This window comes from Pantoea sp. UBA5035 (assembly GCF_002415245.1).
Taxonomy (GTDB): Bacteria; Pseudomonadota; Gammaproteobacteria; order Enterobacterales; family Enterobacteriaceae; genus Pantoea; species Pantoea septica.
This window is the reverse complement of sequence record NZ_DICD01000027.1, coordinates 170,128-188,673: the sequence shown is the minus strand read 5'-3', so window position 1 is coordinate 188,673 and position 18,546 is coordinate 170,128. Positions and strand designations below refer to the sequence as shown.

Genomic DNA, 18,546 nt, shown 5'->3' with positions numbered 1-18,546 from the left:
CAGCGCGCCTTCACCTGCATAAGAAGTCGAGCAATGGGCGAAAGACATAAGTTGCCGCAAGGCGAAATGGTGTTGCGTACTCTGGCGATGCCGGCGGACACCAACGCCAATGGCGATATCTTCGGCGGCTGGCTGATGTCGCAGATGGATATGGGCGGCGCCATTCTGGCGAAAGAGATTGCAGAAGGACGCGTGGTAACGGTGCGGGTCGACGGCATGTCGTTTCTCAAGCCGGTCGCGGTCGGCGATGTGGTGAGCTGCCACGCGCGCTGCATCCGCACCGGCAACAGCTCAATGACCATCAATGTGGAAGTGTGGATCAAAAAGGTTTCATCGGAACCTATCGGTCAGACCTACTGCGCCACCGAAGCGGTGTTTATCTATGTCGCCGTGGATAATGAGGGCAAATCGCGCCCGCTGCCGCCGGGACGCGCGAATCTCGAACCGGCGGAGTAGCGAAAAAGCGGTCAGATGACCGCTTTTTTTTATTCGATGCTGGAGCCGCCGTTGATTCTGAAGACGATCGTCATCTTCAGGTTTTTGCCGGGACGGCCTGGCTGATAGCGCCACTGCTTCATCGCCTGCTTCACCTCGCGCTCGAACATATTGCGCGGCTGCGCGGAGAGAATAGCGATGTTTTCCACGCGCCCGTCGTCGCCGACGTCAAACTGTACCTGCACGCGTCCCTCAATACGCAGCGCCTGCGCGCGCGCGGGATACCCCGGTTTCGACACGCTGAGCGCCTTCGGTCCCTGCGAGGTCGACTGCGACGGCGATGGCGACGGCGTCGATTTCGGCGCGGTTGTCGGTTTCGTCTGGGTGGCCGGCGCGTCCTGCTTGAACGGATTCTCCTGCGGCTTCGCCTCCTGACGCGGCTTCACCTCGCGCTTGTGCTCTACCTTCGGTTTGGGTTTAGGTTTAGGCCTGGGTTTGGGCTGCGGCACCGGAATCGGCACCGGCTCGGCTTTGGGCGGTTCCGGCACCGGCTGCGGTTCCGGTACGGGCTCTGGCTGAGGCGCCGGCTGCTCCACGACAGGTGCGGGCTCAGGCTGCACTTCCGGCGCGACGAGGCTGACGCTAATCGGCTGCGATACCTTAGGAACGTTGATTACCTGATGAAACGAGGCATAGAGAATGCCGGCGATAACTGAACCGTGCAGGACAACGGAGAGCAGCACGGAAACAGGCGTACGTTTTAAAATGGGCATCGTCAACGTGGTCATAGCAGTCGCAGTAAGAGAATGAAGCCACGATTTTAAATGCAAATAGCAATCAGTTTCAATAACTGCTGAAAAATGGTCAGATATTGCCGTTTTTTAACCTGACCTGCTGCCCCTTCTGCATTACGCCATCTTTCGTTTGCACTCTTATTTCCGATCCCTTACCGTGTTGCGAAAATATGATGAGCCAATGGGGGCTTTCAAGTGCTGTACATCATCTACGCCGAAGACAACGCTGATTCTCTGGAAAAACGCACCTCGGTGCGCCCTGCCCATCTGGCGCGCCTGCAGCTGCTGCAGGATGAAGGCCGTCTGATCGTCGCCGGGCCGATGCCGGCTGTCGACAGCAACGATCCTGGCGTCGCCGGTTTTACCGGTTCAGCGATTATCGCGGAGTTCAGCTCGCAGGAAGCCGCGCAGGCCTGGGCAGAAGCCGATCCCTATATCGCGGCCGGCGTTTACAAAAATGTCGCGGTAAAACCCTTTAAACGCGTTTTCTGATCCTCAGACCAATGTTGCCACGATGGCTTCCGCGTCCGCGCCGAAGCCATTTTTATTTCTTTCGCATGGAGTGAACGCGATGCAATGGCTGGTGATTGCGCTGCTGGCGCTGGCCCTCGGGTTGATCGTCAAGGCGCTGCTGATCTGGCGGCGTGACGGCTGGAAACAGAAAAAACAGCTTATCGTGATGCTGATTGTCATCGCTGCGGCGGCGCAGCTGGTGAATGTAGTGCTGGTCGCCAGAGGCCATTAAAAAGCCGCCTCTGGGGCGGCTCTGGTCAGGTATTCTGCGTGATAAACAGAATCGAACGGCGCTGCTGCTGCGCCAGCTGATGGCGAATCGCATGGATGCGGCTGTAGCGACGCGACTGGCCTTCCAGCCAGCGGGCGCGACGGCGATGCGCCTGCCGCAACATTCTCCAGCGCGCTACTTCATTTCTGCTTTTTCTCATCACCTTCTCTCCTGCTTCGACATCACGCGGCCGCATTATAAAGATCTCCACGCTAATGCCAACTCGGATCTCTTATCGATCCCGGCGGCGATTGGGGGTTTCGTTGTCGTCGGCCAGCACGTAAACTTCTCTAACCAAGCGCGAACGGGATGTCCACTTAATGACCACCTTTTACACTCTAATCAGTTGGTTGCTGCTGTTTGGCTACTGGTTGCTGATTGCCGGCGTCACGCTACGTATATTAATGAAGCGCCGCACGGTCACTTCCGCCATGGCCTGGCTGTTGATTATCTATATCCTTCCACTGGTGGGTATTATCGCTTACCTCTCTTTCGGCGAGCTTCATCTGGGCAAGCGCCGCGCGGAGCGCGCGCGCACCATGTGGCCCGCCACCGCAAAATGGCTGAGCGATCTGAGACAGCGCAGCCATATTTTCGCCACCGAACACAGCGACGTGGCGCGTTCGCTGTTCCAGCTCTGCGAGAATCGCCAGGGCATCGCCGGCGTTAAAGGCAATCAGCTGCAGCTGCTCACCAGTTCGGACGACGTGATGCAGGCGCTTATCCGCGATATCCAGCTGGCGCGCCACAATATTGAGATGGTGTTCTATATCTGGCATCCCGGCGGACTGGCGGACGAGGTGGCCGAATCTCTGATGGCGGCGTCGCGGCGCGGCGTACATTGCCGTCTGATGCTCGACTCGGCGGGCAGCGTCACCTTTTTTCGCAGCCCGTGGGTCGGCATGATGCGCAATGCCGGCATTGACGTGGTGGAGGCGCTGCAGGTCAGCCTGCTGCGCGTGTTTCTGCGCCGCATGGATCTGCGCCAGCACCGTAAAGTGGTCTTGATTGACAACTATATCGCCTATACCGGCAGCATGAACCTGGTAGATCCGCGCTATTTCAAGCAGGACGCGGGCGTTGGTCAGTGGGTCGACCTGATGGCGCGTATGGAAGGCCCGGTCGCCACCACCATGGGCATCGTCTACAGCTGCGACTGGGAGATTGAAACGGGCAAGCGTATTCTGCCGCCGCCGCCAGACGGCAACATAATGCCGTTTGAACGCGAGAGCGGGCATACGGTGCAGGTGATCGCCTCCGGGCCGGGCTTCCCGGAGGATATGATCCATCAGGCGCTGCTGACCGCCGTCTATTCGGCGCGCGAGCAGCTGATTATGACCACGCCCTACTTTGTGCCGAGCGACGATCTGCTGCATGCTATCTGCACGGCGGCGCTGCGCGGCGTCGAGGTGAGCATTATCGTGCCGCGCCATAACGATTCGCTGCTGGTCGGCTGGGCGAGCCGCGCTTTTTTCAGCGAACTGCTGGAGGCGGGCGTCAGGATCTATCAGTTTGAGGACGGTTTGCTGCACACCAAGAGCGTGCTGGTCGACGGGCAGCTCAGCCTGGTCGGCACGGTGAATCTCGACATGCGCAGCCTGTGGCTAAACTTTGAAATTACGCTGGTGGTGGACGACGCCGGCTTCGGCAGCGATCTGGCCTGCGTGCAGGACGACTATATCGCGCGCTCGCGTTTGCTGGACGGGAAACGATGGTCAAAACGTGCCTGGTGGCAGCGCATCGTTGAACGACTGTTTTACTTCTTTAGCCCTTTACTGTAAAACGAGCGGAAATTGCAACGCGCCTCAGGGCAGACAGGATCGATCATGGATTTAAATAATCGCCTTACCGAAGACGAAACGCTGGAACAGGCCTACGACATTTTTCTTGAACTGGCAGGCGACAACCTCGATCCGGCGGATATTATTCTTTTCAACCTGCAGTTTGAAGAGCGCGGCGGCGCAGAGCTGTTCGATCCCTCGGAAGACTGGAAGGAGCACGTCGATTTCGATCTTAACCCAGACTTCTTCTCTGAAGTCGTGATTGGGCTGGGCGAAGCGGACGGCGAGCCGATTACCGACGTGTTCGCGCGCGTGCTGCTGTGCCGCGAGAAAGACCACAAGCTGTGTCATATTCTCTGGCGCGAATAAGCGATCTGAGCCGCTTGCGGGCTTGATCAATACTTTGAAGAACGCCGGGCGACTGCCCGGCGTTTTTTATTACAGCGGATCCACCTTCAGGCAGGAGACCGCATGGCGGAAACTCCCCTCCAGCAGCGGACGCGTTTTCGCGCACTCTGGGCCGGCGATCGGACAGCGGGTGCGGAACACGCAGCCTGATGGCGGGTTGATCGGCGACGGCAGCTCCCCTTCCAGCAGCTGGATCTGCTTGTTCTTCTCTAAATCCGGATCGGGGATCGGCACCGCCGACATCAGCGCCCGCGTGTAGGGATGCTGCGGGTTGTTGTAGACCGCGTCGTAGGTGCCCAGCTCGACGGCGTGGCCGAGATACATCACCAGCACGCGGTCGGAAATGTGTTTCACCACCGCCAGATCGTGCGCGATAAAGATCAGCGACAGCCCCATCTCACGCTGCAGCTGCTGCAGCAGATTCACCACCTGCGCCTGAATCGAGACGTCGAGCGCCGAGACCGGCTCATCGCAGATAATCAGCTTCGGCTCGAGGATCAGCGCGCGCGCGATGCCGATACGCTGACACTGGCCGCCAGAGAACTCATGGGGATAGCGGTTGATCAGGTTCGGCAGCAGGCCCACTTTCATCATCATGTTTTTGACGCGGTCTTTCACTTCCTGACGCGGCATTTTCGGATGATAGGTGCGCAGCGGCTCGGCGATAATATCGCCGATGGTCATGCGCGGGTTAAGCGAGGCCAGCGGATCCTGGAAAATCATCTGGATATCGCTGCGCGCCTTGCGCCACTCCTCTTCGCTCTGCCCAAGCAGATCGCGACCCAGCCAGGCGACGCGTCCGTCGGTAGCCTTCACCAGGCCGATGATAGCGCGCGCCAGCGTCGATTTGCCGCAGCCGGACTCGCCGACCACGCCTAAGGTTTCGCCCTCGTAGAGGCGCAGGCTGACGCCGTCCACCGCCTTGAGCGATTTCGGCGGCTGCCAGAACCACTGGCGACCATCTTTAATGTCGAAATGCACCTTGAGATCGGCGATTTCCAGCAGCACTTTTTTCTCAGCGACGGTACTCATACTAACTCCTCCACCGGCTTAAAGCAGGCGCGCAGGCGCCCTTCGCCAAACGGCAGCAGCGGCGGCGCCTGGGTGCAGATCGGCATCGCATGCGGACAGCGCGGCTGAAACGGGCAGCCCTGCGGCAGACGCAGCAGGTTGGGCGGGTTGCCGGGAATGGTGGTCAGGCTTTCGCCCTCGGCGTCCAGGCGCGGCACCGCGCTCAGCAGCCCGATCGAATAGGGATGCGCCGGCTGGTAGAAGACGTCGCGCGCGCGGCCATATTCCATGGTGCGGCCGGCATACATCACCAGCACCTTGTCGCAGATGCCCGCTACCACGCCCAGATCGTGAGTGATCATGATGATTGCGGTATTGAACTCGCGCTTCAGCTCATTCAGCAGCGTCATGATCTGCGCCTGAACGGTGACGTCGAGCGCCGTGGTCGGTTCGTCAGCGATCAGCAGCTTAGGCCGGCAGAGCAGCGCCATGGCGATCATCACGCGCTGGCGCATACCGCCGGAAAACTCATGCGGGAACATCTTCATGCGCTTGCGCGCTTCCGGCATTTTCACCGCGTCGAGCATGCGTACCGACTCTTCGAACGCCTGCGCGCCGCTCAGCCCCTTGTGCAGCTTCAGCACTTCCATCAGCTGGTCGCCGACGCGCATATAGGGATTAAGCGAGGTCATCGGATCCTGGAAAATCATCGCTATCTGCTCGGCGCGCAGCTTGTTCAGCGCCTTCTCCGGCAGGTTGAGGATCTCTTTGCCGTTGAACAGCGCCGTGCCGCCGATGCGGCCGTTCTTCGCCAGCAGCCCCATCAGGGCGAACGCCGTCTGCGACTTGCCGGAACCCGACTCGCCGACGATGCCCAGGGTTTCGCCGGCGCGCAGCGAGAAATTCAGGTCGTTGACCGCCGTCACGTCGCCATCATGCGTCTGGAAGGTGACGCGCAGATCTTTGACTTCCAGTAACAGGTCGCTTCCCGCGCGGGCGGCCATCGCCGGCTGAAATTCATGAATAGTCATCGGGAAACTCCTTAGCGATCTTTCGGGTCGAGGGCGTCACGCAAACCATCGCCGATAAAGTTGAAACAGAACAGCGTCACCACCAGAAAACCGGCCGGGAACAGCAGCAGCCACGGCGACACCTCCATCGAGTTGGCGCCGTCGCTCAGCAGCGCGCCCCAGCTACTCAGCGGCTCTTGCGTGCCGAGGCCAAGGAAGCTCAGAAAGGATTCGAACAGGATCATGCTCGGCACCAGCAGCGAGGCGTAAACCACCACCACGCCCAGCACGTTCGGCACGATATGGCGCAGTACAATGCTGGGGGTAGAGACGCCGCCGACGTGGGCCGCTTCGATAAACTCTTTACGCTTCAGCCCCAGCGTCTGACCGCGCACGATACGCGCCATGTCGAGCCAGGAGACCATGCCGATAGCGGCGAAGATCAGCAGGATATTGCGGCCGAAAAAGGTCACCAGCAGGATCACGAAGAACATAAACGGGAAGGAGTTCAGGATCTCCAGGATACGCATCATCACCGAGTCGGTTTTGCCGCCGAGATAGCCGGCGACAGAGCCGTACAGGGTGCCGACAATGACCGCGATCAGCGCCGACGCGACGCCTACCATCAGCGAGATGCGCCCGCCGATGGCGACGCGCACCAGCAGATCGCGCCCGGAGGAGTCGGTGCCGAACCAGTGACCGGACGTGGTGTCCGGCGCGGCGGACATCATGCCCCAGTCGGTGTCGTCATAGTTAAACTGCGCGAACATCGGGGCGAAAATAACAAATAGCGTAATCAGCACCAGCACCAGCAGGCTGATCAGCGCGGCACGGTTATGGATAAAACGGCGACGCGCATCCTGCCACAGGCTGCGCCCTTCTACCTCCAGCTTTTCGCTGAAGGCGTCGAGAGCTTCGCTGTTTTTCTTACTCAACATCATTGCGAGCTCCAGCGTTAGTAACGGATTTTCGGATCGATCACGGCGTAGAGCACGTCGACGATCGCGTTAAAAATAATGGTCAGCAGGCCGACCAGTATGGTCAGGCTCATCACCAGCGAGTAGTCGCGGTTCAGCGCGCCGTTAACGAACAGCTGGCCGATGCCGGGCAGGCCGTAAATCGACTCGATGACCATTGAACCGGTGATGATGCCAACAAACGCCGGGCCGAGATAGGAGAGCACCGGCAGCAGTGCGGGCTTGAGCGCATGGCGCAGCACGATGCGGCGCAGCGGCAGTCCTTTGGCGCGCGCGGTGCGGATGAAGTTAGAGTGCATCACCTCAATCATCGAGCCGCGGGTAATACGCGCGATACTGGCGATATAGGCCAGCGACAGCGCCACCATCGGCAGCACCATATAGCGCAGCTGCCCGCCGTTCCAGCCGCCGCCAGGCAGCCATTTCAGGGTGATGGCGAACAGCAGCACCAGCAGCGGCGCCACCACGAAGCTGGGTATCACCACGCCGGTCATGGCGACCCCCATCACCGCATAATCCCACAGGCTGTTCTGCTTGAGCGCCGCGATGACGCCCGCCGTCACGCCGAGGATCAGCGCCAGCACGAAGGCCGCCAGACCCAGCTTGGCCGAAACCGGGAAAGCATGAGAGACCAGATAGTTAACCGTATAGTCTTTATATTTAAACGAAGGGCCGAAGTCGCCGTGCGCCAGCTGGATCAGATAATCCAGATACTGTTTGCCGATGGGATCGTTCAGGTGGTACTTCGCTTCGATGTTCGCCATCACTTCCGGCGCCAGCGTGCGTTCGCCGGTAAAAGGACTGCCGGGTGCGAGGCGCATCATAAAGAATGAGATAGTGATCAGCACGAAGAGCGTGGGGATCGCTTCGAGCAGTCGACGCAGGATAAATTTTAACATTGCCGTACCTACCAGGCTTATTGCTTCACAAAGCGTACAAAGTACATAAAGGCGGCGCACAGCGCGCCGCCCTTGCCGATAGCCTGTTTGCTATTAGTGTTTGATGATATAGAAGTTCTTGCTCAGGGTTTTATCCAGCGGATCTTTGCCGGTATAACCGCCCAGGTAAGGTTTCACCAGGCGCGCGTTTACGTAGTAGTAAACCGGTACGATGGTGCTGTCCTTATCCATAATTTGCTCTGCTTTGGCATAATCCGCCGCACGCGCCTTGTCGTCTGCCGCCTTGATCGCATCGTGGATCACTTTATCGAATTCGGCGCTCTTATAGTGCGCGGTGTTACTGCTGCTGTCAGAGAGCATGGTATTCAGGAAGGATGTCGGTTCGTTATAGTCCGCGCACCAGGCGGCGCGCGCGACGTCAAAGTTGCCCTGATGACGCGTGTCCAGGAAGGTTTTCCACTCCTGGTTTTCCAGCTTGATGTTAACACCGATATTTTTCTTCCAGATCGACGAGGCGGCGATCGCCAGCTTCTTATGCAGATCCGAGGTGTTGTAGAGCAGATTGAAGGTCAGCGGTTTGTCAGCCGTGTAGCCCGCTTCGGCCAGCAGCTTTTTCGCCTCTTCGTTACGCTTGTCCTGCGACCACTTGAACCAGTCTGGCGGCAGGATATCCATACCGTCAGTCGCTGGCGGAGTGTAGCTATAGGCTGGCATCTGGCCCTGCGCCAGCACTTTGTTCACCATAATATCGCGGTCCAGACCCAGCTTGAGCGCGGCGCGCACGCGCGGATCGGTAAACGGCGCTTTCTGGTTGTTGATTTCGTAGTAATAGGTGCAGAGATAAGGATCGACGTGCAGTTCTTTCGGATTTTCGCGCTGCAGCTTTTTGAACAGCTCGATCGGCATGTTGTTATAGGTCATGTCGCTGCCGTTTTCCGAGAAGTAGCGGTTAACGTCGCTGACTTCAGAGTTAATCGGCAGGAAGGTGACCTTGTTAAGCACGGTATGCTCGTTATCCCAGTACTGGGGGTTACGCACCAGCGTAATACGTTCGTTAATAACGTGGGCTTCCAGCTTGAATGCGCCGTTGCCGACCCAGTTCTGCGGCTGCGTCCACTGATCGCCAAATTTTTCAATCGCCGGCTTATAGACCGGCGACATCACGGAGTTGATCAGCAGCTTGTTAAAATAGGGAACCGGCTCGCTCAGCGTGACTTCCAGCGTATGGTCATCAATGGCTTTTACACCCAGCTCTGAAGTCGGTTTTTTACCGGCAATAATCTCATCAACATTCAGGATATGGCCATACTGCGGATAGCTGGCGTAAGGAGAGGCGGTTTTGGGATCAACCAGGCGCTGCCAGCTGTAGACGAAGTCCTGCGCGGTCACCGGCTCGCCGTTTGACCATTTGGCATTTTTGCGTAAGTGGAAAGTCCACACTTTAAAATCTTTGTTTTCGTAACTTTCCGCGACGCCCGGCACCGGGTGGCCATCGCTATCGCTAACCAGCAGCCCCTCATAGAGGTCGCGCGCGACGTTGTCTTCCGGCACGCCTTCAATTTTGTGCGGGTCCAGCGACTGCACTTCATCGCCGTTGCCGCGCACCAGCTCCTGTTTCGCCGCAAGTTCGACGCCTGCCGGAACGTTTGCCGCCAGTGCATTCCCTGCCAGGGCGCCCATTGCTGCCAGAACGCCTGCAGCAATCAGACTTTTTTTCGTGATGTGGTTCATTATTACACTCCAGTTTTTTATCTTCACCGACACGGCAAGCCGTCTCGGCGTCCCCCGTTAGCGGGTTCCTCATTTTGGCTGAGGATAGTTGTTTGCCCCGAAAGGCTTCAGCACCGCGCGGGCTTCCCGGCTTATGTTGCCGGGTCAGCCTCAGTGCTTTTTAATAAAGTAATATTTCAAATCGGTCATATCGAGCGGGTCTTTGCCGGTAAAACCGCCTGTCCAGGGTTTTACCAGCCGCACGCTGACGCGGTAATAAACTGGCACAATCGCCGAGTCGTTGTCGAGCTGTGCTTCAGCCTGCTGGTAGAGCGCGGCGCGCGCCGTGTCGCTGCTGGCGGATAAGGTTTGCGCCAGCAGACGATCATATTTTTCGCTGTGGTAATACGCCGTGTTAATTGAGGCGTTGCCGATCAGCATATTCAGAAAGGTAGAGGGTTCGTTGTAGTCGGCGCACCAGGTGGCACGCACCACGTCATACTGCGCCTGATGGCGCGTCTCCAGCAGGGTTTTCCACTCCTGATTCTGCAGGCTGACCTGCGCGCCGAGGTTCTTTTGCCACATCGAGGCGGCGGCGATCGCCTGCTTTTTGTTTTGATCGGAGGTGTTGTAGAGCAGCGTAAAGCGCAGCGGATGCTGGGCGTTATAGCCCGCCTCGGCCAGCAGTTTTTTAGCGGCCGCGTTGCGTTGCGCCTGGCTCCAGGTGAACCAGGCCGGCGGCGTCAGCGTCACGCCCGCCGTCGCAGGCGGCGTCAGGCTATAAGCCGGGATCTGGCCCTGCCCCATGATTTTCTGCGTGATGATATCGCGATCCAGCGTCAGCTTGATGGCGGTACGAACGCGCACGTCGTTAAACGGCGGTTTTTTATTGTTGATCTCGTAGTAAAAGGTGCAGAGCAACGGGCTGACCTTCACCTGATCGCCCAGTTCGCCCTGCAGCTTGCGGAACAGCTCGGGCGGCACCACGCTATTGGTCATATCGGTGTTGCCGCTGCGATAGCGGTTGACGTCGTTATGGTCCGACTCGATCGGCAGAAAGGTGCCCTGCTCGATTACCGTGTGGGCGTTATCCCAGTAGGCGGGATTGCGCTTCAGCACCAGCTTCTCGTTGATCACCCACTCGCTCAGCAAATAGGCGCCGTTGCCGACATAGTGCTCGGGGCGAGTCCAGGCATCGCCCCACTTCTCTACCGTCGCCGCATTGACCGGCGACAGCGCGGTGTTGGCCAGCATTGAGATAAAATAGGGCACGGGTTCGCTCAGGGTGACCTGCAAATGACGGTCGTCCAGCGCCCTGACGCCGAGGCTGTCAGGCGCGGCTTTACCGGCCATGATCTCGTCGATATTGCCGAGGTGCGCCGCCTGCAGATAGCTGGCATAGGGCGAGGCGGTTTTGGGATCGGCCAGACGTCGCCAGCTGTAAACGAAATCGTGTGCGGTAACCGGCGCGCCGTTGCTCCATTTCGCGTTGTCGCGCAGGGTGAAGGTCCAGACCTTTCCGCCCTCGTTTTGCCACGACTGCGCCACCCCCGGCACGATAGCGCCGGTATTGTCGGTGGTCACCAGCCCTTCCAGCAGGTTGGAGATAATGCGCGATTCCGGCACGCCCTCCGTCTTTTGCGGATCGAGCGAAGAGACCTCTGTACCGTTATTGATCACGATATTTTGCGTAGCGGCGAGTTCGGTGCCTGGGGGAACAGTAGCGGCGTGCGCGGCGCCGGAGAGTATCATTAAGCTGAGTGACAGCGGCGTAATCTTCCATTTCATCAAAAAAGTTAACCCTTCTTCATAAGCCCTTTAGCTCATAAGCAAGAAGCGTTCTCACTTTGAGACCAAATGAAAAACTATTGCGCCGAAAATTAGCAGAACGCCGCCTCTGCCGACAAAGTAAAAATAACAAAAATGTTACCTGATTCTCTTTTATCACGTCTGCATGCAGGAGGATAGCGTTAATTTTTGCGCGAAAATAATGGTTATCACCCTGTTTATACAGCAGTTTACCTGTTTTCCCGCCTCAACTCGCGCTTTCACTCTTTTGTACCCGCAAGAATGCGCAACCCTTCTGCCTTTTTCGTCATTGTGAAAACAAAAAGCAGATAATTGCAGCTTTCATGCCAGTTTATGATGCCATTTCAGCGAGCGCTGACATTTTATGGTGTGAAAATAGTCACAGCGGGAAGAGATCGCGTCTGGCGCGACAGGCAGGCAAGTAATTTGCTTAATAATTTTTGCAGCGGATTAAGCCGCAGGAATAATTGCATTATAACGGTGCAATAAAATGTGCAATTGCACCATTAAGAGACATAACAGCGTTTGCGCTGGAAATTAAGCCGTCTTAATTCACCAGCCCAGGAAATAACGCTTTGATGCCGGTAACCACGAACTCGATGCCGAGCGCCATCAGCAGCAGGCCCATAATACGCGTAATCACGTTAATGCCGGTCTGGCCGAGTACGCGCACCATAAGCGGGGCGGCGCGGAACAGCAGCCAGCAGCAAAAGGCGAAGAGCGCAATCGCCACGCTAAAGCCCAGCAGGTTTTGCCAGCTGTGGTAGCGCGTGCTCCAGACAATGGTCGAGCTGATAGCGCCAGGTCCGGCCATCAGCGGCAGCGCGAGCGGCACCACGCCGATACTCTCGCGAATGGCGGTTTCCGATTTCTCCTGCTTGTTCTGTTTATCTTCACCCAGCTTGCCGCTGATCATCGACATGGCGATGGTGACCACCAGAATGCCGCCCGCGATGCGGAAGGAGTCGATGGAGATGCCGAAAATATGCAGGATGGCGTCGCCGAGAAACAGCGAGGTCCAGAGAATAATGGCGACCGCCAGGTTTGCGGTCATATTGGTTTTATTACGCTCAGCCGCCGCCTGATAGCTGGTCATGCTGATAAAGACGGGAATAATGCCGACTGGGTTCACCAGCGCGAACAGGCCAACAAAGAATTTGATATAGCCCGAAAGATCAAGCAAAGCAGGGTTCACGGTTCGCTCCGATGAGGGAAAAGAAATCGCGCTTAATTTACGCAAAAACTGCCGCGTAAACCAGTCAGCTAAACAGAAAATTCTGCTGCGTCAGGGCAAAACAGAGAGCCTGCTACGCCGGTGCGGCGCGCCGGGCAGGAATAAAACCGGCCAACGCACGCCGCCTGCCAGTCTTTGACAAAAATGGCTGCTGAAAGGTGTCAGCTTGGGCTTAAATTGATCTGAATCAATATTGATCTACCCCATTCCAGGTAATCTTTTCCCATCGAAAGTGATTAGCAAAGTTGTTTGACCCGTGCGAAAACTCTTTCAGTAAGCCAACGAAAATTCTGGCTTTTTGGCTTAGGCCAAAATATTAGCGCAGCATGGCTATAATCAGGACTCCAGGCAGGTTTACTAACAGAGTTTAACTTCCTTCAGGAGAGCACCATGGCCGTTACTAATGTCGCTGAACTTAACGCACTGGTAGAACGCGTAAAACAAGCACAGCGTGAATACGCCAACTTCACTCAAGAACAGGTTGACGCCATCTTCCGCGCTGCCGCCCTCGCCGCCGCTGACGCCCGTATCCCTCTCGCCAAAATGGCGGTCGCCGAATCCGGCATGGGCATCGTCGAAGATAAAGTTATCAAAAACCACTTTGCCTCAGAATATATCTATAACGCCTATAAAGACGAAAAGACCTGCGGCGTGCTGGATACCGACGATACGTTCGGCACCATCACTATCGCTGAGCCTATCGGCCTGATTTGCGGTATCGTTCCCACCACCAACCCGACCTCAACGGCGATTTTCAAGGCGCTGATCAGCCTGAAAACGCGTAACGGCATTATCTTCTCGCCGCATCCGCGCGCTAAAGAAGCCACCAATAAAGCGGCGGATATCGTGCTGCAGGCCGCCATCGCCGCCGGCGCGCCAAAAGATATTATCGGCTGGATCGACGCGCCGTCTGTCGAACTCTCTAATCAGCTGATGCACCATCCTGACATCAACCTTATTCTGGCGACCGGCGGTCCCGGCATGGTGAAAGCCGCTTACAGCTCCGGTAAACCGGCGATCGGCGTCGGCGCGGGCAATACGCCGGTAGTGATTGACGAAACGGCCGATATCAAACGCGCCGTCGCCTCTATCCTGATGTCCAAAACCTTCGATAACGGCGTGATTTGCGCCTCCGAGCAGTCGGTTATCGTGGTTGACGCCGTGTATGATGCGGTGCGCGAACGCTTCGCCAGCCACGGCGGCTATCTGCTGCAGGGCGAGGAGCTGAAAGCGGTTCAGAACGTTATCTTGAAAAACGGCGCGCTTAACGCCGCCATCGTTGGCCAGCCAGCGTACAAAATCGCCGAAATGGCCGGCATCAGCGTGCCGAGCAGCACCAAGATTCTGATTGGCGAAGTGAAGCTGGTAGACGAATCAGAACCCTTTGCCCATGAAAAACTCTCGCCGACGCTGGCGATGTACCGCGCCAGCGATTTCGAAGACGCCGTAGCGAAAGCGGAAAAACTGGTGGCGATGGGCGGTATCGGCCACACCTCCTGCCTCTATACCGACCAGGACAACCAGAAAGCGCGCGTGAACTTCTTCGGCGACCGCATGAAAACTGCGCGTATTCTGATTAATACCCCGGCTTCGCAGGGCGGTATCGGCGACCTCTACAACTTCAAGCTGGCGCCTTCGCTGACGCTGGGCTGCGGCTCCTGGGGCGGTAACTCCATCTCTGAAAACGTGGGACCGAAACACCTTATCAACAAGAAAACCGTGGCTAAGCGAGCAGAAAACATGTTGTGGCATAAACTTCCGAAATCCATCTACTTCCGCCGCGGCTCGCTGCCGATTGCGCTGGAAGAGGTGGCCGCCGACGGTGCGAAACGCGCCTTTATCGTCACCGACCGCTTCCTGTTCAACAACGGCTACGCCGATCAGGTGACGCGCGTGCTGAAATCGCACGGTATCGAAACCGAAGTCTTCTTTGAAGTTGAGGCTGACCCGACGCTGAGCATCGTGCGTAAAGGCGCCGAGCAGATGAACAGCTTTAAACCTGACGTGATTATCGCGCTGGGCGGCGGCTCCCCGATGGATGCGGCGAAAATCATGTGGGTGATGTACGAACATCCTGAAACCCACTTCGAAGAGCTGGCGCTGCGCTTCATGGATATCCGCAAACGTATCTATAAATTTCCGAAAATGGGCGTGAAAGCGCGCATGATCGCCATCACCACCACCTCAGGTACCGGTTCGGAAGTAACGCCGTTTGCCGTCGTGACGGATGACGCCACCGGTCAGAAATATCCGCTGGCGGACTATGCTCTGACCCCGGACATGGCGATTGTCGACGCCAACCTGGTGATGGAAATGCCGCGTTCGCTCTGCGCCTTCGGCGGTCTGGATGCGGTAACGCACGCGCTGGAAGCCTATGTTTCGGTGCTGGCTAACGAATATTCCGACGGCCAGGCGCTGCAGGCGCTGAAACTGCTGAAAGAGAACCTGCCGGCCAGCTATCAGGAAGGGGCGAAAAACCCGGTCGCGCGTGAACGCGTGCATAACGCCGCCACTATCGCCGGTATCGCTTTCGCGAACGCCTTCCTTGGCGTTTGTCACTCCATGGCGCACAAGCTGGGTTCTGAGTTCCATATCCCGCACGGTCTGGCCAACGCCCTGCTGATTTGCAACGTTATCCGCTATAACGCTAACGATAACCCGACTAAGCAGACAGCGTTCAGCCAGTATGACCGTCCGCAGGCGCGCCGTCGCTACGCGGAAATCGCAGACCATTTAGGTGTGTCGGCTCCTGGCGACCGCACCGCGCAGAAAATCGAGAAGCTGCTGGCATGGCTGGATGAGATGAAAACCCAGCTGGGTATTCCCACCTCTATCCGTGAAGCCGGCGTACAGGAAGCGGACTTCCTGGCGAAAGTCGACAAGCTGGCCGAAGACGCCTTCGACGATCAGTGCACCGGCGCTAACCCACGCTATCCGCTGATTGCCGAGCTGAAACAGATTATGATGGATACCTTCTACGGCCGCGAATACGCTGAGCCCTTCGCTGACGTAGCGCAGGCCCAGGCCGCACAGCCGGTGAAGCTGGAGAAAGCCGAGAAGAAAGCGAAAAAAGCCTGATGATCGGCCAGTAAGAAAAAACCCGCTTCGGCGGGTTTTTTTATGACTATCGGGAACTGGCGTCAGGCGGGTTTGTGCTGACCGTAGATGGCGGCCAGCGACCCCTGCTCAATCGCCTGTTTGTAGTGCTTGCGGCATACCGAGATATAACGCTCGTTGCCGCCGATCACCACCTGCTCGCCCTCGCTGTACGGACGGCCTTCGGCGTCGAGCCGCAATACCATACCCGCCTTGCGCCCGCAGTGACAGACGGTTTTCAGTTCCACCAGCTTGTCGGCCCAGGCAAGCAAATACTGGCTGCCGCCAAAGAGTTCGCCGCGAAAGTCGGTGCGCAGCCCGTAGCAGAGCACCGGGATATCCATATTGTCCACGACGTCAGAGAGCGCCTTGACCTGATCGCGCGTCAGAAACTGGCATTCATCTACCAGTACGCAGTGCACCGGCTGGCGCGCATGTTCCGCCGCGATCTCCGCATCCAGCTGCGTTTGCGCGTTAAACAGCGCTGCTGGCGAAGAAAGACCAATACGCGAGCTGACCTTGCCCGCGCCGAAACGATCGTCAATTTCAGCGGTATAGACCAGAGTTCTCATGCCGCGTTCCTGATAATTGTAAGACGACTGTAATAGCGCGGTGGATTTCCCTGCATTCATTGCGGAATAATAAAAATAGAGCTGAGCCATTAGCGTGGTTTCTCAAAGCATTGCAAACAGAATGGGCAGAATTCTATCACAGATAAACGCAAATTATGGCGGTGATTATTTCGTGCCGGCTGTTTACAAGTTCGCCAGCAAGAGAAAAAAACGCGCTTCGTCTTTGCCTTTTTTTTTAATCATTTGTACCTGAACTTTATTGTAAAGCGGCACTTTGCCACGCCGGCTCTGGCCTTACGTCACTCTGAAAACGCTGCTCACTTTAACGTTTCAGATTTTTCATAACGTGCCGACACGCGAATATCAACCGCCTTATCGTTTCATTTGATTAAACCTCAGCGGGAAATTTAATTATCATTCTTTACCGTTCCACTTATTTTACTATTGCAGTAATTTTTTGCCGCCACTATTATTAGCTGGCAGAACACCTCTTCATTAATATATTCAGAGATCAGGACAATGAGCGAAGCACTAAAAATTCTTAATAATATCCGTACATTACGCGCGCAGGCTCGAGAGTGTTCACTGGAAACGCTGGAAGAAATGCTGGAAAAACTCGAAGTCGTGGTTAATGAGCGCCGCGAGGAAGAGACGCATGCTAAAGCGGAAAGTGAAGAACGCACGCGCAAACTTGAGCAATACAGAGAAATGCTGCTGGCGGATGGAATCGATCCCAATGAGCTGTTAAGCACAATTGCTGAAACTAAAGCGCCAGGTAAAACTAAACGCGCTGCGCGTCCGGCTAAATATCAATATGTCGATGAAAACGGCGAAACCCGCACCTGGACCGGTCAGGGTCGTACGCCTGCGGTAATCAAAAAAGCGATCGAAGAAGAAGGTAAACAGCTGGACAGCTTTCTGCTGTAATAACTGATAGTGCTTCAATCATTTGGGTCACTCTGGTTAGGTGACCCTGGATAAATCAGGGAAAGGAAGCGCAGGCTTCCTTTTTTATCAGACGTTATAAAATTCACGATACCAGCTGACAAAGCGCGCTACGCCCTCTTCTACGCCGGTCTGCGGTTTAAAGCCAATCGCCTGATATAGCGCCTCGGTATCTGCGCTGGTTTCCAGCACGTCGCCCGGCTGCATCGGCAGCAGATTTTTCTTTGCCGTCACGCCCAACGCTTTTTCAATTGCCTCAATATATTTAATCAGACTGGTCGGCTGACTGTTTCCGATGTTATATACGCGGTACGGCGCAGAACTGGTGGCAGGCGAGCCCGTTTCCACCGTCCAGCTTTCATCGCGCTGCGGAATAACATCCTGCAGGCGCACAATGGCTTCGGCAATATCGTCGATATAGGTAAAGTCGCGCTTCATTTCGCCGCGGTTATAGACGTCGATCGCGTCGCCGGCGATCATGGCGCGGGTAAATTTAAACAGCGCCATATCCGGACGGCCCCATGGACCATATACGGTGAAAAAACGCAGGCCGGTCGTCGGCAGGTTATAAAGATGCGAATAGGTATGCGACATTAGCTCATTGGCTTTTTTCGTCGCTGCGTAAAGCGAAACCGGATGATCGACGCTGTCGTCCGTCGAAAATGGCATTTTACGATTCAGTCCATAAACAGAACTGGAGGATGCGTAGAGCAGATGCTCGATTTTATGATGACGGCATCCTTCAAGAATATTTAAATGACCAATCAGGTTGGCGTCGGCATAGGCGTGAGGATTATCGATAGAATAGCGCACACCCGCCTGCGCGCCCAGATGAATGACGCGTTGAAACGCATGTTGTTCGAATAACGAGGCCATGGCAGCGCGATCCGCCAGCTCCATTTTAATAAACCTGAAGCTGGGGTGCTGTGCGATTAAATCAAGACGAGATTGTTTCAGGCCGACATCATAATAGTCATTAAGATTATCGATGCCGACAATCTGGTGACCGGCGGCCAGCAAGCGTTGAGTGACGTGGAATCCAATAAAGCCTGCGGCGCCGGTGACCAGAATGTTCATACTT

General features: G+C 56.5%; 18 protein-coding genes. 7 read left to right on the top strand and 11 right to left on the bottom strand.

Annotation, left to right across the window (positions count from 1 at the left end):
- Positions 1-33 precede the first annotated feature (33 nt).
- Positions 34-456, top strand: coding sequence for an acyl-CoA thioester hydrolase YciA (yciA, locus tag B3229_RS17625; protein ID WP_048781915.1), 423 nt, complete (start codon positions 34-36; stop codon positions 454-456).
- Positions 457-485: 29 nt separating this feature from the next.
- Here the strand turns inward: yciA and tonB are convergent, their stop codons facing one another.
- Positions 486-1,223, bottom strand: a complete 738-nt coding sequence (tonB, locus tag B3229_RS17620) for a TonB system transport protein TonB (protein ID WP_286872880.1) — start codon at positions 1,221-1,223, stop codon at positions 486-488.
- Positions 1,224-1,424: 201 nt separating this feature from the next.
- On the opposite strand from tonB, the gene B3229_RS17615 reads away from it, so the two are divergent.
- Together B3229_RS17615 and B3229_RS17610 are read left to right on the top strand one after the other, a co-directional pair.
- On the top strand, positions 1,425-1,721 hold the full coding sequence (locus tag B3229_RS17615; RefSeq protein ID WP_033746748.1) for a YciI family protein: 297 nt from the start codon (positions 1,425-1,427) through the stop codon (positions 1,719-1,721).
- 79 nt (positions 1,722-1,800) lie between these two features.
- Positions 1,801-1,974 carry a hypothetical protein gene (locus tag B3229_RS17610; RefSeq protein WP_167626702.1) on the top strand — a complete coding sequence of 58 codons (174 nt, stop codon included), beginning with the start codon at positions 1,801-1,803 and terminating at the stop codon, positions 1,972-1,974.
- Between the two features lie 25 nt (positions 1,975-1,999).
- On the opposite strand, the gene B3229_RS17605 is transcribed toward B3229_RS17610, so the two are convergent.
- Positions 2,000-2,173: a YciY family protein gene (locus B3229_RS17605; RefSeq protein WP_096073261.1), complete on the bottom strand. Its 174-nt coding sequence runs from the start codon at positions 2,171-2,173 to the stop codon at positions 2,000-2,002.
- A gap of 160 nt (positions 2,174-2,333) precedes the next feature.
- Here B3229_RS17605 and cls point away from each other — a divergent pair, with 160 nt between their 5' ends.
- Entirely contained in the window at positions 2,334-3,794 is a 1,461-nt protein-coding gene (cls, locus tag B3229_RS17600) for a cardiolipin synthase (RefSeq protein WP_033790366.1), read from the top strand.
- A gap of 45 nt (positions 3,795-3,839) precedes the next feature.
- Positions 3,840-4,163, top strand: a complete 324-nt coding sequence (locus tag B3229_RS17595; protein WP_033746744.1) for an HI1450 family dsDNA-mimic protein — start codon at positions 3,840-3,842, stop codon at positions 4,161-4,163.
- Positions 4,164-4,232: 69 nt separating this feature from the next.
- Here the strand turns inward: B3229_RS17595 and oppF are convergent, their stop codons facing one another.
- The 7 genes from oppF to B3229_RS17560 all read right to left on the bottom strand — a co-directional run bounded on the left by oppF (position 4,233) and on the right by B3229_RS17560 (position 12,813).
- Positions 4,233-5,234, bottom strand: coding sequence for a murein tripeptide/oligopeptide ABC transporter ATP binding protein OppF (gene oppF, locus B3229_RS17590; RefSeq protein WP_033746742.1), 1,002 nt, complete (start codon positions 5,232-5,234; stop codon positions 4,233-4,235).
- Positions 5,231-6,244, bottom strand: coding sequence for an ABC transporter ATP-binding protein (locus B3229_RS17585; RefSeq protein ID WP_048781920.1), 1,014 nt, complete (start codon positions 6,242-6,244; stop codon positions 5,231-5,233). The genes oppF and B3229_RS17585 overlap by 4 nt, the downstream gene beginning before the upstream one ends.
- Positions 6,245-6,255: 11 nt before the next feature.
- Positions 6,256-7,164 (bottom strand): oligopeptide ABC transporter permease OppC, encoded by a 909-nt coding sequence (gene oppC, locus B3229_RS17580; protein ID WP_048781922.1) that lies wholly within the window; start codon positions 7,162-7,164, stop codon positions 6,256-6,258.
- A gap of 14 nt (positions 7,165-7,178) precedes the next feature.
- A complete protein-coding gene (oppB, locus tag B3229_RS17575) occupies positions 7,179-8,099 on the bottom strand; it encodes an oligopeptide ABC transporter permease OppB (RefSeq protein ID WP_048781924.1) in 921 nt (306 codons plus the stop codon).
- A gap of 93 nt (positions 8,100-8,192) precedes the next feature.
- Positions 8,193-9,830, bottom strand: a complete 1,638-nt coding sequence (gene oppA / locus B3229_RS17570; RefSeq protein WP_048781925.1) for an oligopeptide ABC transporter substrate-binding protein OppA — start codon at positions 9,828-9,830, stop codon at positions 8,193-8,195.
- Between the two features lie 150 nt (positions 9,831-9,980).
- Positions 9,981-11,597 (bottom strand): ABC transporter substrate-binding protein, encoded by a 1,617-nt coding sequence (locus B3229_RS17565; RefSeq protein WP_277268732.1) that lies wholly within the window; start codon positions 11,595-11,597, stop codon positions 9,981-9,983.
- Between the two features lie 568 nt (positions 11,598-12,165).
- Positions 12,166-12,813 (bottom strand): YchE family NAAT transporter, encoded by a 648-nt coding sequence (locus B3229_RS17560; RefSeq protein WP_033747940.1) that lies wholly within the window; start codon positions 12,811-12,813, stop codon positions 12,166-12,168.
- 429 nt (positions 12,814-13,242) lie between these two features.
- Here B3229_RS17560 and adhE point away from each other — a divergent pair, with 429 nt between their 5' ends.
- A complete protein-coding gene (gene adhE, locus B3229_RS17555; RefSeq protein ID WP_286872864.1) occupies positions 13,243-15,930 on the top strand; it encodes a bifunctional acetaldehyde-CoA/alcohol dehydrogenase in 2,688 nt (895 codons plus the stop codon).
- Positions 15,931-15,992: 62 nt separating this feature from the next.
- Here the strand turns inward: adhE and tdk are convergent, their stop codons facing one another.
- A complete protein-coding gene (gene tdk, locus B3229_RS17550; RefSeq protein WP_048781932.1) occupies positions 15,993-16,610 on the bottom strand; it encodes a thymidine kinase in 618 nt (205 codons plus the stop codon).
- Between the two features lie 429 nt (positions 16,611-17,039).
- Between tdk and hns the strand changes: the two genes are divergently transcribed.
- Complete coding sequence (gene hns / locus B3229_RS17545; RefSeq protein WP_033746720.1) at positions 17,040-17,447, top strand: histone-like nucleoid-structuring protein H-NS; 408 nt, start codon at positions 17,040-17,042, stop codon at positions 17,445-17,447.
- An 87-nt stretch (positions 17,448-17,534) separates the two neighbouring features.
- Here the strand turns inward: hns and B3229_RS17540 are convergent, their stop codons facing one another.
- The gene (locus tag B3229_RS17540) at positions 17,535-18,542 is read right to left on the bottom strand and encodes an NAD-dependent epimerase (RefSeq protein WP_277268734.1); all 1,008 of its coding nucleotides are present in this window, start codon (positions 18,540-18,542) and stop codon (positions 17,535-17,537) included.
- Positions 18,543-18,546 lie beyond the last annotated feature (4 nt).

Coding starts and splice junctions, on each gene's coding strand:
- yciA (WP_048781915.1), top strand. CDS start 34: ATGGGCGAAAGACATAAGTTGCCGCAAGGCGAAATGGTGTTGCGTACT.
- tonB (WP_286872880.1), bottom strand. CDS start 1,223: ATGACCACGTTGACGATGCCCATTTTAAAACGTACGCCTGTTTCCGTG.
- B3229_RS17610 (WP_167626702.1), top strand. CDS start 1,801: ATGCAATGGCTGGTGATTGCGCTGCTGGCGCTGGCCCTCGGGTTGATC.
- B3229_RS17605 (WP_096073261.1), bottom strand. CDS start 2,173: ATGAGAAAAAGCAGAAATGAAGTAGCGCGCTGGAGAATGTTGCGGCAG.
- cls (WP_033790366.1), top strand. CDS start 2,334: ATGACCACCTTTTACACTCTAATCAGTTGGTTGCTGCTGTTTGGCTAC.
- B3229_RS17595 (WP_033746744.1), top strand. CDS start 3,840: ATGGATTTAAATAATCGCCTTACCGAAGACGAAACGCTGGAACAGGCC.
- oppF (WP_033746742.1), bottom strand. CDS start 5,234: ATGAGTACCGTCGCTGAGAAAAAAGTGCTGCTGGAAATCGCCGATCTC.
- B3229_RS17585 (WP_048781920.1), bottom strand. CDS start 6,244: ATGACTATTCATGAATTTCAGCCGGCGATGGCCGCCCGCGCGGGAAGC.
- oppC (WP_048781922.1), bottom strand. CDS start 7,164: ATGATGTTGAGTAAGAAAAACAGCGAAGCTCTCGACGCCTTCAGCGAA.
- oppB (WP_048781924.1), bottom strand. CDS start 8,099: ATGTTAAAATTTATCCTGCGTCGACTGCTCGAAGCGATCCCCACGCTC.
- oppA (WP_048781925.1), bottom strand. CDS start 9,830: ATGAACCACATCACGAAAAAAAGTCTGATTGCTGCAGGCGTTCTGGCA.
- B3229_RS17565 (WP_277268732.1), bottom strand. CDS start 11,597: ATGAAATGGAAGATTACGCCGCTGTCACTCAGCTTAATGATACTCTCC.
- adhE (WP_286872864.1), top strand. CDS start 13,243: ATGGCCGTTACTAATGTCGCTGAACTTAACGCACTGGTAGAACGCGTA.
- tdk (WP_048781932.1), bottom strand. CDS start 16,610: ATGGCTCAGCTCTATTTTTATTATTCCGCAATGAATGCAGGGAAATCC.
- hns (WP_033746720.1), top strand. CDS start 17,040: ATGAGCGAAGCACTAAAAATTCTTAATAATATCCGTACATTACGCGCG.
- B3229_RS17540 (WP_277268734.1), bottom strand. CDS start 18,542: ATGAACATTCTGGTCACCGGCGCCGCAGGCTTTATTGGATTCCACGTC.